This window comes from Methylomagnum sp. (assembly GCF_054333355.1).
In genome coordinates, this window is the sequence record NZ_JBTEKS010000009.1 from 1 (window position 1) to 15,897 (window position 15,897).

General features: G+C 57.5%; 9 protein-coding genes and 1 tRNA gene. 6 read left to right on the forward strand and 4 right to left on the reverse strand.

Going from position 1 to position 15,897, the window contains the following annotated elements; translation table 11 throughout:
• Position 1: 1 nt before the first annotated feature.
• Positions 2–86 (reverse strand) — tRNA-Leu (locus tag ACXWUF_RS01750).
• Positions 87–296: 210 nt separating this feature from the next.
• Here ACXWUF_RS01750 and ACXWUF_RS01755 point away from each other — a divergent pair.
• Positions 297–548, forward strand: a complete 252-nt coding sequence (locus tag ACXWUF_RS01755) for a hypothetical protein (protein ID WP_458492928.1) — start codon at positions 297–299, stop codon at positions 546–548.
• A gap of 8 nt (positions 549–556) precedes the next feature.
• Here the strand turns inward: ACXWUF_RS01755 and ACXWUF_RS01760 are convergent, their stop codons facing one another.
• On the reverse strand, positions 557–1,408 hold the full coding sequence (locus tag ACXWUF_RS01760) for a radical SAM protein (RefSeq protein WP_458492929.1): 852 nt from the start codon (positions 1,406–1,408) through the stop codon (positions 557–559).
• A 262-nt stretch (positions 1,409–1,670) separates the two neighbouring features.
• On the opposite strand from ACXWUF_RS01760, the gene ACXWUF_RS01765 reads away from it, so the two are divergent.
• Positions 1,671–2,180 (forward strand): DUF1877 family protein, encoded by a 510-nt coding sequence (locus tag ACXWUF_RS01765; RefSeq protein WP_458492930.1) that lies wholly within the window; start codon positions 1,671–1,673, stop codon positions 2,178–2,180.
• A 99-nt stretch (positions 2,181–2,279) separates the two neighbouring features.
• On the opposite strand, the gene ACXWUF_RS01770 is transcribed toward ACXWUF_RS01765, so the two are convergent.
• Together ACXWUF_RS01770 and ACXWUF_RS01775 are read right to left on the reverse strand one after the other, a co-directional pair.
• On the reverse strand, positions 2,280–5,807 hold the full coding sequence (locus tag ACXWUF_RS01770; RefSeq protein ID WP_458492931.1) for a translocation/assembly module TamB domain-containing protein: 3,528 nt from the start codon (positions 5,805–5,807) through the stop codon (positions 2,280–2,282).
• A 230-nt stretch (positions 5,808–6,037) separates the two neighbouring features.
• On the reverse strand, positions 6,038–6,685 hold the full coding sequence (locus ACXWUF_RS01775; RefSeq protein ID WP_458492932.1) for a Hint domain-containing protein: 648 nt from the start codon (positions 6,683–6,685) through the stop codon (positions 6,038–6,040).
• An 855-nt stretch (positions 6,686–7,540) separates the two neighbouring features.
• On the opposite strand from ACXWUF_RS01775, the gene ACXWUF_RS01780 reads away from it, so the two are divergent.
• The 4 genes from ACXWUF_RS01780 to ACXWUF_RS01795 all read left to right on the forward strand — a co-directional run bounded on the left by ACXWUF_RS01780 (position 7,541) and on the right by ACXWUF_RS01795 (position 15,801).
• Complete coding sequence (locus ACXWUF_RS01780; protein ID WP_458492933.1) at positions 7,541–10,588, forward strand: hypothetical protein; 3,048 nt, start codon at positions 7,541–7,543, stop codon at positions 10,586–10,588.
• Positions 10,589–10,958: 370 nt separating this feature from the next.
• Entirely contained in the window at positions 10,959–12,434 is a 1,476-nt protein-coding gene (locus ACXWUF_RS01785; RefSeq protein WP_458492934.1) for a hypothetical protein, read from the forward strand.
• The gene (locus ACXWUF_RS01790; RefSeq protein ID WP_458492935.1) at positions 12,431–14,713 is read left to right on the forward strand and encodes a glycosyltransferase; all 2,283 of its coding nucleotides are present in this window, start codon (positions 12,431–12,433) and stop codon (positions 14,711–14,713) included. Before ACXWUF_RS01785 ends, ACXWUF_RS01790 begins: the two co-directional genes overlap by 4 nt.
• A complete protein-coding gene (locus tag ACXWUF_RS01795) occupies positions 14,713–15,801 on the forward strand; it encodes a hypothetical protein (protein ID WP_458492936.1) in 1,089 nt (362 codons plus the stop codon). The genes ACXWUF_RS01790 and ACXWUF_RS01795 overlap by 1 nt, the downstream gene beginning before the upstream one ends.
• The last annotated feature ends 96 nt before the right edge of the window (positions 15,802–15,897 follow it).

Genomic DNA, 15,897 nt, shown 5'->3' on the forward strand with positions numbered 1-15,897 from the left:
GTGGTGCGAATGGAGAGACTCGAACTCTCACAGGATAACCTACTGGAACCTAAATCCAGCGCGTCTACCAGTTCCGCCACATTCGCACTTTGAATGAACTTGCTATTATAGCCATAATTACACTTACACAACAAGTTATAAATTCCAAGAAGCCCTGTACGCTTTTAGCCGTTCGTCGTTAAAAATAATGCCTTGTTGTTCACACTTCTATCCCAAAATCACAATTCGATCTTTGCATACTACCCACATAGATGTAATATTACCTTGAAGCCAATTCAATGATAAGGGGGTATGAAATGAATATTACACCAACCACCAGCGCAGTTAATCTAATCAATACTGCTCAGCATAAATCAGCCGATGCTGCTCAAGTGATAGCCAAGCTGCCCATACAAAAAGATGAAGTCGGCAGTTCAGAGTTCAGCCCCAATGACATTACCAAACCGGTACTCAGTTTAAAAGAAGCCGAACTGGAAACCTCTGCCGCAGTTAAACTACTTCAGGCCGATAGAGAATCGATAGGATCCCTGCTAGACATCAGAGCCTAACATATCACTCACCGACTTACTAAGACCTCAAAACCCAAGAGCCTTATTTCATCAGCGAATGTATTCAGCGTCTCCACCGACAGCTTCTCCAGCCGACCAGATTCCGGCTGGAGAGACGGTCTCGCAATCGTATACAGCAGCACAGACCTCAGCGCACAACCCTGTACTTTAATATGCCTCAGCAAATCAAGAAATGCGTTTTTTTCTTCTGAAGGCAAACCATGCTTGTCGTAATCCAATAAACATGTTTGTAGCTTTGTCGGACAAAGCTTTGCACAAAGCAGCAGATTCTCCACACTTGCCTGGCAACTTTGACCTGCATTATTTATTAAAGCCCTGCCCTCTTCGGTAGCGCTATCCAACTTAAACCATACTTCCCCACCAAATTTCTTTAGCTTTTTCAGGCCATTCTGGACGCAAGGCCGATGCAGCAAACTACCGTTAGTAATCAATACAAAATTACTCTGCGGCAAAATCCCTGCTTCTGTCGCTACTTCGCCGATCAAAGCCACAGCCTTATCAAAATCCCTTAAGCTGGTCGGCTCGCCATTGCCGGAAATGGCGATGTCGCGGATCACCCGCTGGCTTTCCGGCGGTTGGAATAGCTCGAAAAAATCCCCGTGCAAGGCATCGTCCAACAGGCCGCGCAATTCATCTTCCAGCACAGCCAAATCAATCTCCGGGGCCGCGCCGCGTATTAAATCCGGCACCTGGCAATAGACGCAACGCCAGTTGCAGGCGTTGTTGGGGTTGAGGTTGACGCCGATGGACAACCCCCCGGAACGGCGGGAAATCACCGGGTAAACATAGGTCAGACCGGCGCTGTCACGGTCGTGGTTGGTGGTGGTGAGTTTAGGCATGGCGGTTATGCAAAGACTTGGTTTTATAGGATGGGTGAAGCGCAACGAAACCCATCCTGCCACCCCGCCCGTTGCGATGGGTTCCGCTACGCTCCACCCATCCTATAGGCTCTAATTCCTATCAGCAAAATTCTCAGAACCTTAACCAAAGGCTCATCCAGTGAGCCACCGTGGCGCGTAGACTATTAGGTGATCCGCCGAAATTCGCAAACCAATCGGCGGCGGTGGGTGATCGATACAAACTTTAACATCGGAGCTTGATATGAGCATGAATGCCTTTTTCAAAGCGTTTACCCAGGAAGAAATCGACGCCATGGCAGAGGATGCCGAGCAGCGGGGCGACGAGCTTACCGGGGAATCTGACTCCTTGATTGACCGTTGGGTTTTGGGCGATGAGGAAGCAGACGACGCTGACGAAGAGAAATACGCATTCTCAACGGATATTGAAAATGCTTGGGATATTCTGGACAAGCTTTTGGAGGGAGCCGGGCTAAATGGCGAGGGCACACGGGTTGATAATGCGCTCTACAACGGCTGCATTTTGATTTCATCGGATGAGGTTAAAAAGCACACCCAGGAATTATCCCAATGGACCGAGGCAATGGTATTGGAGCGTCTGCAAAATCTGGATGAGGATGCGGATATATACCATATTGAATTCTTCAAGGAAGAAGATGGTGAAGAGGCGCTTTTGGAGAACTTCAATAACTTGGTTGAGTTTTATACGGAAGCGGCGGAACGAGGGTTGGGGGCGGTATTTTATTTGGCCTAGGGTTTGGCTTATAGGATGGGTGGAGCTTCGCGGAACCCGTCATGCCGACCAGCCCAAAGGAATGGGTTTCGCTACGCGCCACCCATCCTATAAAAATCTTTATTTCTCCCACTGATACAGCAAATCCCCCCCGCTATATTCGCCCGTCTCGGTCTGAATCTTCCAATGCTTGCTCAATTCATACCGCACCCGGAACACATAAGCCGTCTGGAATAAGCCCATGCCATACTGTACATACAGCCGGGGCGTGAGGTATTTGCCGAGGAATAGCGCGGCGCTTTGCGTGCCCGAGGCGGTGGACGTGGCACCGCCCAGATAAGGTTGGGAAAACCCCCCGGTATGCAGCGAACTCTGCATACTAATATCGACAAACCCGCCCAGTCCCAGACGACTGCTGACCTCCTTCGCCAGAAACACCCCCGCCGAGCCACCCAAGGACGCCGCCGCGCTTTGCAGCATCCCGCCCTCCTGTTGGGAGGCGAGGCCGAACGGCTTGCCCGTCACCAGATAGGCCAGGATGTCGGTCTGGGACATGGGCTGGTCGGAATAGAGGGTCACGCTGGGTTTCTGCGCCGTGCCCAGCACCTTCGCCCCCGCCGTTATGTCGTCGGTCTTGCGGGTCACGCTAATATCCAAGCCGGGATTGTCCACCGGGGAATGGGCGAACAACAGCCGCCCATCGTTGATGTCCAGCTCGACCCCGTAGATTGAATATTTCCCGTCCCGCACCACGATTTGCCCCGTCCCTAGGGCCGGACCCTTGGGCGCTTGATCCACCAGCACATGCCCGTCCACCCGGCCCTTGAAGCCCGCGCCCTGCACCCGAACCTGGTTGCCCAGCACCACATCCACATGGGTTTCGATGGGAAGCGCGGTTTTCTCCGGCGGCGTCTTGGCCCCGACCATCACCACGTCTTCGGAGGGCTTCACCGTGCCGGTTTGCTCAGGCAAATGGAGGGAGGCTTCCGGCACCGTCACTTGGCCTTTCAAGACGAGCGTGCCGCCCTCGAAGCCGATGCCCAAATCGGGCGAGACCCACGCCTTGGCTTCCGGGATGTCCGCCGCCAGGAAGCGGTTGCCCTTGATCGTCAGGTTCACCGGCCAGCCAGCGGCTTCGCTGAGGGTCGCCGTGCCGTCCAAGCGGATTTCACCTTTCCCGGACACCGCCCGGCCCTGTAGCGTGACTTGGCTGTCGGTGTGGGTCACGGCTTCCAGTTTGACTTGGCTGATTTGGATTCCCAGGCGCGGCACGCCGAACCCGGCCTCGGGCACGGCAGCATGAAGCGCCAGCACCGGCGATGCCAGCGTGCCGTTGAATTGCAGGTCGGCGTTGAACGCGCCCTGCACATGGTCGATGTCCTCGACGAAGGGGTCGAGGATGGCGAGGTTCGCCAGCCCCACTTGAATCCCGCCCGCCAGCGCCGCTTGTTTGAGGCGATCCGGGTCCAGCGGTCCCGCCAACTGTGCCCGTCCGTGGAGGGAGGCGAAGCCCGGTTGTTCGGCGTCCAGCGTGATGCCGGTGCCACGGCTTGAAACGTCGGCCCGCAGCGCGAGGGATTCCGGCGCGAAGCTCAGCGTGTTCTTGCCATCGCCGCGATAATCCAGCCGCGCCCCGGCCACCGTCAGTGCCAGTTGGCCCTCGCCGACGCGCCCGCCCTGGCCGGAGAAACTCGCCGTGGCTTGGACCATGCCCGCCACCGCCACGGCTTCCGGCAAATTGGCTTTGAAGCGGGCCAGCGGCAAGCGGGAAAGCTCGGTGGACAAGCGCCAATCGCCCGCCGCGCTGAATTTCGCTTGCAAGCAAGCCTCCGCGCCTTGGCTGTCCCAGCAGGCCAAGCCCAACGCGCCGCCGGCTTTGCCGAGTTTCAAGGTGGTCGGGCGTTGCAAGTCCCAGCGGCCCACGGGCGGAATATTGAAATCGAACTGGCTAAGCTGGCCCGCCCAGCTATCAGCAATCACACCGCCCTCCGCCGTGAAATCGAGCGATGCGGGGCTAAGAGCCAAATTAACTTGCCCCGTCAGCCGATGCTTGGCCCGCGTGCCTTGCCCGGCCAAATCCGCATCCAGCCGTTGCCCGCCCGCGCTCACATCCTCGGCGGAAAGCTTGAAGGCGAGAGGCGAATCCGGCTGGAGACCGGCCTTCAGGTTCAGCGTGAGTTGCGCCGCGCCGTTGCCGTCGTAGCGCAGGTTTTGGGCGGTCAGTTCGGCGTCGATGGCGGGGGAATCCTGCGGCCCTTGCAGCGTGCCCCGGCTGCTCAGCTTGCCCTTGGCGCCGGGCAGCCATGCGCCTAAGTCGTCGGCCTTGAGCGTCCAAGCGAAATCCAGCCGCGCTCCGAGCGTGCCGTCCACCGCCACGTCGACGCCCGCGCCGTGTACCCGCACAGCGCGGAAAGTCGTCCGGTCCCGTTCCACGCCGATATTGCCGGTGGACTCGACCCGCTGGTCCCGCAGCTTGCCGTCCAGGTCGAAGCGGATATCCTTGAGATTGCCCGACACGGCCAGCGTGCCTTCGGGGCTGCGCCACGCGGCCTTCGGTTCGGGGGGCCACAGCAGGTTTTTCCAGTGGGCCGCGATATTGAATTCGGGCGCGTCTCGCAAGTTCGCCGCCTTGCCGTCCAGGACGAACTCGGTCCCGGTGCGGGGCAGAACAAGCGTCAGCGTTTCGACGACGACGTCGCCCGGCTCGCGGTAATGGGCCTTGAGTTGGCCCCGCGCCACGCCCACGTCGGGAAGGTCCGCCGTGAAATCGCCAGTGACCGAAGCGGTGGCCAGCGTGCCCTGTCCTTGCAAGCTCAAGGCGAGGGGCCAGGGCTTCCAGCTTGGATCGAGTTTCGCCGGGGAGAATTTCGGCGCGCTCGCCCGCGCCGTCCAGGTCAAATCGGCCAGGGGATTGTCCAGCGTCACGGCCAGTTCCGCCGGGAGCGGGGCTTGCAGAGTTTGCCGTAGGGTCAGGCGTCCCGGGTCGCCGGAGACCGTTCCCGCGCCTTGAATCGGTGGCTGGTCCGGCAATGTCAGCTGCCAGCCGGTTTTCAGGTCCACCGTTTTTGCGCCGGAGAACTCCACCCGGCCCGCCACGTCGGCGGCGACTTGCGGCATCGCCAGCGCTAGGCGGTCGATCCGCAAGCCTGCCTCCCCGAGGAATAGCGCGGTCGTCAGTCGGTCGATGTGGGTGGGTTCGGCCTCGGCGGCGGTGCGGATTTCGGCGCCGATTAGCTCGAAATCATCCACCGCGATTGCCAGCGGCAATTGCAACTCAGGCCAGGCGGGCGGTTCTTTCGACTCGCTTTTTCCGGTGGCCAAGACGCGCAAGCCTTGAGCCTTGATCGACCGGAAGTGCAGTCGGCGTTCCCAAAGGTCGGCGGGTTCCCAGGTCACGGCGAGGCTGTCCAGTCGCGCCTCGGCGCTGGCGTCCCGGTAGGCGATGCCGTTCAAGGTGAAGCCATCCAGCAGGGTTCCCGTCGTGCTGTCCACCGCCACGCCCGGCACATGGGCGGCGATTTCAAGGGCCAGCCAGCGCAGGCCCGGCTCGGTGGCTGTCAGCCAGAGGAGGGCGATGGATAGCGATAGAAACAACAGCAGTAGCGAGGCCAGAAAACCGGCCAAAAACCGATTTATGCCGTTAGCCATGGTTAAAGCAAACAAAGTCGGTGAGGGGCGCGGTTCGCACCGTAACAGACCGCCATTGATTTTTCCCGTGTCTTGTTTTTGCCGGGAAGGGCGGGGCCGCTAGGCGTCGAGATGATGAGTCCGCCGCCTGAGTGGCTGGCGGTCTATTGGGACGTGTGGGAGGGGAGGAGGGGTGTCCTCAAGTTCGCCTACCCGGCGGGTTCGCAAACTTGAGGATTGGCAGAATCCGCTTAGGCGGCGGCGAGCTTGACGGCGTCGGCCAAATTGCGGGCGAGGTAAGCGCGTGCGGTCTCCACGATGCCCCCTTGCGAGGCGCGGGGGTAGCAGTCCGCATAGAGTCCGATGGGCGCGACGATGTCGTTCCGCAATGCCTCTGGGCAGGTGTCGACGTTGTCGAAGGAGCCGAGGTTCTCCTGCGGCACATAGCTCTCGGTGGGCAGCCCTTCGGAGAAGATCACGGCGTGCTTATCCAACAGGACGTGGTAGTAGGTGATGGACTCAAGGTCCGCGTCCCTGATGATGTTCTCGCCATTGACCAAATGCTTGGCGGGGATCAAATGGTTTCTGAAGAACACCGCGTGGTCGGGTGAAACCCACAGGTCGCGGGCGGGCAGTTCAGGGCCGAAGGCGTGGCTGGCGATACGGATGGGTTGGGATTTAAAGGGGAAGGTGCCGTTGGCGAGTTTCCCCTCCACCCGATGGCCCAGCCAGCGAATGGCCTGCCAGCCATTGTTGAGGGTTTGCACCTCATCGCCCACTTGCAATTCTTCCACGGCGCGATAGCCCGAACGGGTCAGGAGGCGGGTGCCCGCCAGGAAGCAGGGGGCGGTCGCATTGTTGTCGCCGAGGACGAATGATCCGTTGTCGAAGGCATTCAAGGTGAAGACGGCGGGCCCGGGGTTAGCATTGGTAAAACCAAAACCGGTGCCACCGCCTGATCCTCTTTCGCAAACTAAATAGAACTGCCCAGTAGTTTCGCTCTGAACCAACGCGATTTCGATGTTGGCCGCCGTGCCGCCATTATTGGTGCTGATGGTGAAAAGTCCGGACGCCATCAGACTGAACGGGCCGGAGTCTGTGTTGAGGGTGCCTCCAGGAGTGTCCACATAACCGATGCTGCCGGCCCAGCCGCCATCTACGGCGTCGTTCCGGGCGCTGAAAAGGGCATTGGTGTTTGTGCCAGCGTTGGCGTTGGTGGGGTTAGCGAGGACGGAGGTCATATCCCAGCTAGATTGGGAGTTGCCGCCGCCATTGTTAAAAGTGACATTTTCGACCCGGATGACAGAAGAATAAGTTGTTCCCGCTGCTATAGCCATGATGAGTTCCTCTTAAAAAAGCTAAGTGGTGAGGGGGTAGTGTGGCGTCGCTCTCAAAGATGAATTCCGTTTCTCGCCGTTCAATATAATGGACGAACAATTTCGTGCTTCGTCTCGATCCGTGGGCATAGCGGCGACCTGCTTCCTTGCTTGACAGTTACGATTACCATACTAAAACAGGCGGGTAGAGCCTTGCAAGGTTCGATAAAAACAATGGCGGCAATCGATGTCGTTGCCAATATAATAAACGCATGTCCTTGCCGGATAATGCGAGTAAATAGTTGACATGGGTAAGCTTTTTCAGGGCTGGCGGGCTGAGATGTATCTCACCTGTGAAAAAAGCGGGGTGGAGACTGTGGGTGGAAGGGCCGCTAATATAGGGTGGCGCTTCGAGTGGGTAGCGACTGCGATTGATACATGATGCCATTTAAAATTTGTTTGGTAGCGCCGCGCCAACCAGCGGCGGTTGAGGTCTATCAAAAGCTTGTGCGGCTGTTGGCGGGGGACCGGGAGTCGATAGAGACCATCCTCGTCAACCCGGAGGAAGGCCGGACGTCGAAACGAACGGTGGGCCAGAAGGCCGCGTCAAGCCACGGGGGGAGTCCCCTTAAAAAAGTGACTGCCGATGTGTTCGTCTGCTGGGACGCGCCCACCGTTGGCAAGGTGTTGCGGCAGCACCGGGAGCGCCCCGTCGTGTATGGCGTCACCCTGCGTGATGTGCGGCAAGGCGCCGTTCCGATCCATCCCCGGATCGTGGGCTATCTCTCCGACGGCGGTTTTCCTCGGGCGGTGTTGACCGAGGCCGGCATTCCCTTAAAACAGCAATTCAGTTTTTCCGCCTGGCTGGGCACGGGGGACACGCCGCCGCCGAGGCGGGCGTTCAGCGGTGGGCGGCACAGCGTTCTTCTGATTGCCGACGATCCCGCCTTAATCGCGGCGACCCAGGGTGCCTGCGAGTTGCTGTGGTTCCGGCTGGAGCTACTGCCGCCGAGCGCGGCGGCGCAGGCGTGCCCGGCGGAGTTCTACAGCCGCTACGATTGCGTCATCGCCGCAGGCCAAGCGGCGTTGCGGGCGGCGGCGGCGGGCGTCGCCGTGATCGTCGCGGATGGGCGGGGCACCGCCGGGCGGTTGAGCCAGGATAATTTGCAGCGGGTTCTGGACGCCCACGCCGGACCGGCCTGCTTCGATAGCCCCATCGGTGCCGAGGTGATCCTGTCCGCGCTATCCGATGGCGCGGGTTTAGGCCCGACCGGACTCAGTGAGCCGCTTTACCAAAGCCACAGCGAATCCGCACGGGCCCGCCAATTGGTCGGCTGGCTGCGGCAAGCGGTCGTGGCGTCCGATCCCGTCCCGGACGACAGGGGGGATGCGCCGCGTATGCTCGACATCTCCGCGCCTCCCCCCGCCGCCGGCCACCCCGAGAGCGGAGACCATGGCGCGGATTTGGCCGTGCGTGGCCACGATGCCCATCCGGCCAGCGAGGTGTTGGTCGATGTGGCCGAGCCGGAAACCGCCGCCGCCACCCTCCCGCGACTGCCCTTGAATCGCCGCCTCCGCGTCAGCGACGAGCCGGATTTAACGGGGCTGTTCGGGGAAGGCTGGCATCGGGAGGAGTCCTGGGGCCGCTGGACCGGGAGCCGCGAAGCCGTTCTGCATTTCATGGCCGAGGCCAGCGAGGGGGGCGAGCTTGAATTGCTGCTCCACCTGCACGCCTTCCTGTCGCCCGTCAGCGCTTTCCAGCGTGTCGTCGTGAGCGTGAACGGGCATTGGCTGCTCTGCTGGAAAGTGGACCGCCAATCGAAGGATGCCCCTTTTTGGTTGCCTTTATATCCCGAGCTCTCGGGCGAGGATGGCGCTTGGCGAATCCGCCTGTTCCTGCCGGACACCGACACGCCCCGGGCCTGGGGTCCAGGCGATTGCCGCCAGCTCGGGGTGGGGCTGGCCGGGCTGGAGCTGCGGCGGGCCGCTGCGACCATCGGACCCCCGCCCGCGCCGTGCCTGCCGCTGGATCGGCGCATCCCCGCCAGCACCAAAGACGCTCCGGCGGGCTTGTTCGGCGAGGGCTGGCACCGGGGCGAGGCCTGGGGGCGCTGGTCCAAGAGCCAAATGCCGGTGCTGCGCTTCCGCGCCGAAGCCGAGGCGGTCGATCAGGAATTGCTGCTTCATCTCTGCGCCTTCCTGCCGCCGGGTCGGCTGTTCCAGCGCGTCATCGTCAGCGTGAACGGGTGGCCCTTGCTGTGCTGGAAAGTGGACCGCGAGGCCCGCAAGAGGCTGGATCGCAAGGCGTGGGACGCGCCATTCCGGCTGCCCTTGCCCCCGGACCTGCGGAGCCATGACGGCGTGTGGCGGGTCAAGTTTGATCTGCCCGATGCCGAACTCCCCACAGGCTGGGGCCAAAGGGATGTTCGCCAGCTTGGATTGGGGCTGGCCGCCCTGGAACTGCGGCGGGCCGACGAATTCGTCAAGCCTTCCGCGCCGCCCCCACTGCCGCTGGATCGGCGCATCCCCGCCAGTGCCGAGCAAGCCCCGGCGGGCTTGTTCGGCGAGGGCTGGCACCGGGGCGAGGCCTGGGGGCGGTGGTCTGAGGGCCAGGCGCCGGTGCTGCGCTTCCGCGCCGAAGCCGGGGCGGTCGATCAGGAATTGCTGCTCCACCTCTGCGCCTTCCTGCCGCCGGGGCGACTGTTCCAGCGCGTCGCCGTCAGCGTGAACGGGCACCCCTGGCTGTGTTGGAAGGTGGACCGCGAGGCCCGCTTAAAATTCGCCCGCAAGGAATGGGACGCGCCGTTCCGGCTGCCCTTGCCCCCGGACCTGCGGAGCCATGACGGCGTGTGGCGGGTCAAGCTTGAACTGCCCGACGCCGAGCCGCCCAGTCAATGGGGCCAAAAAGACGGGCGCCAACTCGGCCTGGCACTCGCCGGGGTGGAGCTACGGCATCCCGCTCCATTCCTTAAGCCCCCCGCGCCGCCGCGTTTACCGCTGGGCCGGTACATTCATGCCAGCGATGCTGAAACCCTGGCGGGCCTGTTCGGGGATGGCTGGTCTTATGGCGAATCCTGGGGGCGCTGGACGGAAAAGGACGAAGCGGTACTCCGGTTTGAAACCGAAACAGTTGATGACGACCTTGAACTGTTGTTTCATATCAATACTTTTTTACCGCCAATCCGCGCATTTCAGCGCGTCATTGTGGTCGTGAATGGATATGCGCGGCTGTGCTGGAAAGTGGACCGCCGCGTCAAGGAAGCCCCATTCCGCTTGCCCCTGCCAAGGGAATGGCGGGAGGCGAATGGCCGGTGGCGGATCGTGTTGCGCTTGCCGGACGCTGATTCGCCCAAGGCATGGGGATTAGGGGACCGTCGCCAGCTTGGGTTGGGGTTATCCGGCTTGGAACTGCGATATACCCGGCCTCCTAAAAATAACGTATCCTATACCAAAACCGACCAAGTATATTTAGACCCTCACCTCTAAGAGCCTCCGTCCATAAGCCTACGCCAGCTATGAAAGGCATGATTACAAATTGCGGATTGCTGAAATGATCCGCGAAAATCCGCGCAGCGGTCATGCCAATTTCGATGGCGGGCTATCTCACCAATACCCCAGAACATTAGCGTCTTCAATAGTCGCTGCCGGGCTACGGGATAAGGTTTTCCGCATGGCGATTGTCCATGGCGCGTGCGCCATGGCTGGGCGAAGCAATGAATTTTCATGGCGTGATTTTGGATGGTCACGGCAGGTCGGGGATGGATGTAAAGCAAAACGTGGTATTAGGGTTTAATATAGCCGATTAGGCACGGCTATATGGCGGCCCAATGAGATCAATATAATTTTGAGGCAACTAATGAAAGCTGAATTCTACGTAGAAACTCTTCAATCCAACCTGATGGTCGCTTGGGGATGGGTTCCTGAGCGCCCGGAACTCAAGTTAGATATATCCGTGATGGTGAATGGAGACTTTGTCGGGAGAATGCGGTGTGACCGCCACCGCGAGGATTTACGGGATGCGGGTCGAGGGGACGGGAATTATGCCATGGAGTTCGAATTTACTGACCCGATTGACGTTAATCGGGATGAGGTGGTCGTTGTCAGTCAGCAATTTGGTGAGATATTCCGGCACACCCCGAAGCGGACCAAATCGTCCAAATCGTCCAGGGCCAAATCGAGCAAGGCGGCTTCCCAGAATGTGGTGGCCGTGCCGGTTATCTATAAGGACGGCGATGACTATGAAATCACCGTTGACCAACTCACTGAGCAGCAAATCGTCGGTTGGTATTTGAAAAAAGACGCCGCCGCCACGGTGGTATTCTCAGGTGGCGCTGGCTTGTTAATCAAAGTTAATGGGGCGCAGGTCGCGCAAGTGGAAGCGAACTTAATCCGCCAGGACGTGCAGAAAGCGGGAGAAGTATTGCAATGCGGTTTTGATGTATCCCTGCCTGCGGCGCTGAGCGCGGGGGACAGAATTGAGCTGTGCGATGGTGTGACTGAAAAAAGCCTGTTGACGGCCCATTACCTTTCCTCCGAGGAAGATATTCAGGAGGGAGAGGATGCGCAGGGGCAGGATGATGATACTGCCGTGGCCGAGGGCGATAATACCGCCATTGGCGAGTCGGCGGAGGAGTCCAGAAAAACCTTGGTTTCCACCGTGGAATCGTTCCTTGATCTGGATTTCGCCTCAATGCGCCAAAATTTAATTGACGATGTTGTGGTGGCCCAGCAGCGTGCCTTGCTAGTTGGGGAGTTGGGGAATGCCAGCGGGCATGATTTAAATAATAAGTTGATCGACATGCTCACGAACATCAAGGCTGAAATCCAGTACTTGAAAGCCGCCTATATCGAATCCAGCCGATACAAAGACCCGGAGTTCAAGATTAAAACCCCGGAGATACCCAAGCGGATCAGGCCGGATGTGCTGGAAGTGGATATGCGTAGCGAAATCACGGGCGGAAATTGGTATCACGCCGAGCCGGATGGCCGGTGGGCGGGGCCGGAAAATTATAGTTCCATTCTGGTGCCAGCGCTCAGCCCCGGACATTATGACTTAAATATTCATGTGGTCGGCGAAATCGAGGCGGGAATCATCAAAGGCACGCTATTGAGCATTAACGGCAAGGACATTGAAGTCCAAGACCGAGATATTGCCATTCCCGGGGTATTGAAAGCCAAGTTCACCATCGCTGAAGGGTATCGCTTTCCTTTCTGGGCGCTTAAGTTTCGGTTTCCCAAACTCGTGTCCCCCACCAAATTTGGCGTGCCCGATCAGCGCACGCTCGCCGTCAGGGTGCAATCCATCCGGTTTTCCAAGGTGGTTGACGCATGAAAATTCTCTGGATATCTCCCACGCCATCGCATCCTCAGGATGCTGGAAACCGGGCGCATATATTCGCCATGGCGCAAAAGATATTGGCGGCCGGTCATCAAGTGACGTTTCTGCTTTATGGTCAGGAATGGGTGACTCCAGAAGCCAAGGCCGAAATGCAAAAGTTTTGGCCGGAATTCGTTTTCGTGCCCCACCGACTTGGCAAGGAGCGCAAGAAGAGCAAGGGCGAGGTTTGGGGAATAGACGATTGGTTTAATAGCGATCTGGAGATTTCCATAAAAACGGTCGAAAGCATGCGCCAGTTCGATACCGTTTATTGCGAATATGTTTTTTTCAGTAAGGCGCTGACTTTATTCCCCAGTTATGTATATAAGGTTCTGAGCTGCCATGATCGCATGAGTGGCCGGGCTGAATTGTTGAAAAAGCAGGGAATACCCCCGGATTTCTTTTACACCACCCCGGATCAGGAAAAAATCGCCTTGAACCGGGCGGATATCGTGATCGCTATTCAAGAGGATGAGCGCAGGTTCTTTCAATCGCTGACTAAGAGACCTGTCATAGAGGTGGGGTATCCCGTTAAGCCTGATTTCCTTCCCGAGCGGCGCTTAGGTCATAAGCTGCGGGTCGGATACATTGGCTCCAATAACTCACTTAACAGAAAGTCCCTCGAAGTGTTCATGGCCGCGTTGCGGGAATTGCCTGCGGTCGCCTCGGGAGTTGAGGTGGTCGCGGCCGGCACTATTTGCAAAAGCCTGGAGAATCATCCTGTGACTTGCCTTGGGATCGTGCCGGAGGAAGCCGATCTCTATAAGGAGGTTGATCTGGTTATCAATCCCATGGTTGATGGCACCGGCCTGAAAATTAAGACCCTGTCGGCCATCCGCCACGGTATGCCTTTCCTCAGCACCGAAACCGGCAGCAAAGGGATACCGGTCGTTTTGGCTGAGCATTACAGCGATTCCATCAGAAAACTGGTGTCCGATCTCGCCGAGGTAGTTAATAATCCCTGGGATAATCTGCCAAAGCTGAGAAGAGAAAGCCTGCGGCTGTTTGATATTTATCAGGAGCGGCAGAATAAGCAAATCCAGAATCTGCTTTTTGCGATGACCACCCGCAATGCGCGGCATATTCGTGAAAAGAAAGTGTTGATGGTGACGGACGTCCCGTTTTGGGAGCCAGGGCTTGGCAATCATGCCCGTATCTTGGCCATGTGCAACGAATTGCGCCGGCACGCGAGTTTGACCGTATTTTTTTACGGCTCGCTGTGGAGGCAACGGGAAGAGTTAATTGCAAAGGTTGGCCTGGGAGGGCAAGTAGTCAGCTATAAGGCCTTCGAGGAGGCGGGCAATAAGCTAGAAAGCAAATCAACCTGCCCTCGTTATGCTGGACTGGCCAGATGGCACCATGAGGTTTATTTTCGCTCATTGAAAGCCTATTTGGACACGACCCCTCACTTCGATGCGCTGATTTTCCAATATATCCGGCTGGCCTATGTCCGTGATGCCTTGAGTTATCCCGCGCTGACCGTGCTTGATACCCATGATTTGATGTCCATGCGGGAGTATCGCTTCCTTTCCCAAGGGCTGCCCCATCATATCTCCTTGACCTTCAGTCAGGAGAGAACATTACTGGAGCGGTTTAATTCGGTCATTGCCATTCAGCACGAGGAAGCGGCTGTATTGGAGTCGACCCTGAGCAAAGCTATACCGGTTTGTTGTCCTCATGGCTGTGAGGTGGGCGAAATTGTTTATGAGGCGAAGGCAGTATCAAAGGAACTTAGGCTGGGATTTGTCGGTGGTAATAGCGATGCCAATTACCTTGCGATTGACTGGTTTTTAAAGCAGGTATGGCCGGTTGTCGGTCAGTTATCCATACATCTCCATATATTCGGGGGAGTATGTCAAAGGTTTACCTCGGTGCCGGAAAAGGTGCATTTGCACGGTATGGTCGAGGAATTAGCCAAGGTATACGCTGAATGCGATGTCATGCTTAATCCAATGATTCATGGTGGGGGCATCAAAATTAAGTCCATTGAAGCGCTTGCCCATGGCAAACCGCTGATAGCCTCACCGGAGGGCGCGGTTGGAATCCACTCACCAGAGGAATCCGGAGTTATTGTGGCGAAAGACCGCGCCGAATTTATTAGTGGCGTGTTGCTGCTCCTGGAAAATCAACGCGAACGGGAAGCCATGGCCGTTGCGGCACGATCAGCGGCGGAAACCCAGTTCTCGCCCGAGAAATGCTTCGCCCCCCTCGTTGAGCTTATTGAGAGTATGTGATGAGCAAGATTAAAAAAATTCTGGTCACCGGAGATATCCTACGGGTCAACGAGCAGGGCAAGCCCACTCAAACCATAAATATTAACTGGCTTTACCATTTGGTTCGCCCCTCGCTTGAGTTGCTGTCGGGCCTGCCAATTTCGCCAGTCGCACTCAGTGGTGACGGTGCTTGCCTGGCTAAACAGTTGTATTCGATCAATCGCCTACCCCTTGGCTTGAATTCTTGGGTGAAGCTTTTTAATAAGAGGCCTAACGCGAGAGAGCAGGCCCTGATTCACGAGGTTTTCCAAGATTCTCTAGTGGTTTCCTTTGAGCTGCCGGAAATCATTAGGATGGGCCTGGAGGAATTGGAAATTCCTTACGTGGACTTCACCATACATCCCGTGCGCTTCATGGATGATCTGGTTTTTGGTCTGCGCAGCAACATTGTGGGTTTGGCGGGAGAAATGCTGGACTCGGTGGTGTATGAGGAGGAAATGCATGTCGCGGCTGGCGTGGCATTGGCGAGTTTGTCACGCTTACCCAGAATAAAAGAATGCGAAGAAGGCGATGACCTGGCGTTATTCGCCTGCCAAACTACGGATGACAAAGTACTAATTAAAAATGGGCGGCTTACCTTGGCGGAGGATTTTCTGGATGACTTCGCGGAACTGTCTGCGGCCCATTCAAAAATTCTGGTCAAGCCTCACCCCTATGCGAAACAGAATAATGTGGTTATAGCTTTGACGCGGCTGTTTCCCAATACTGAGCTGATAGACGCCAACTTTTACCACTTGCTTTCTCACGATAGCATTAGCCATGTATATAGCTTGACCTCAAGCACATCAATTGAAGCCGCCTATTTTGGTAAGATTGGCGTGCATTTGGGGAATTATCCATATGCTTTCTCCGACGAGAATGGTTATGGTGGTCATTACTTGACCATTCGACCGGAAATCTATGCGCCCAAGTTTTGGCGGTCGGTGTTATCGAAGATAAATGTTAATGTGAATGCGGTTCGGCAGATAACACTGCCCCCAGAAAGAAGCCGGATGAGGCGAAGCTTAAGAAACTTCTGGGGGGCTGATATCTTTGAGAAGTTGAATTAAACAGGGTAAGTGCCTCTGAATGTTCATGCTATTGTAAAACTTGACTTTTTCTTCTTGTATGCGATTTCCCTGAGCATGATGTGAGGGCGAAAGGCT

Bases quoted from the DNA above. Each gene is read 5' to 3' on its own strand.
- ACXWUF_RS01765 (WP_458492930.1), top strand. From the start codon at position 1,671: ATGAGCATGAATGCCTTTTTCAAAGCGTTTACCCAGGAAGAAATCGAC.
- ACXWUF_RS01790 (WP_458492935.1), top strand. From the start codon at position 12,431: ATGAAAATTCTCTGGATATCTCCCACGCCATCGCATCCTCAGGATGCT.
- ACXWUF_RS01760 (WP_458492929.1), bottom strand. From the start codon at position 1,408: ATGCCTAAACTCACCACCACCAACCACGACCGTGACAGCGCCGGTCTG.
- ACXWUF_RS01795 (WP_458492936.1), top strand. From the start codon at position 14,713: ATGAGCAAGATTAAAAAAATTCTGGTCACCGGAGATATCCTACGGGTC.
- ACXWUF_RS01755 (WP_458492928.1), top strand. From the start codon at position 297: ATGAATATTACACCAACCACCAGCGCAGTTAATCTAATCAATACTGCT.
- ACXWUF_RS01785 (WP_458492934.1), top strand. From the start codon at position 10,959: ATGAAAGCTGAATTCTACGTAGAAACTCTTCAATCCAACCTGATGGTC.
- ACXWUF_RS01780 (WP_458492933.1), top strand. From the start codon at position 7,541: ATGATGCCATTTAAAATTTGTTTGGTAGCGCCGCGCCAACCAGCGGCG.
- ACXWUF_RS01770 (WP_458492931.1), bottom strand. From the start codon at position 5,807: ATGGCTAACGGCATAAATCGGTTTTTGGCCGGTTTTCTGGCCTCGCTA.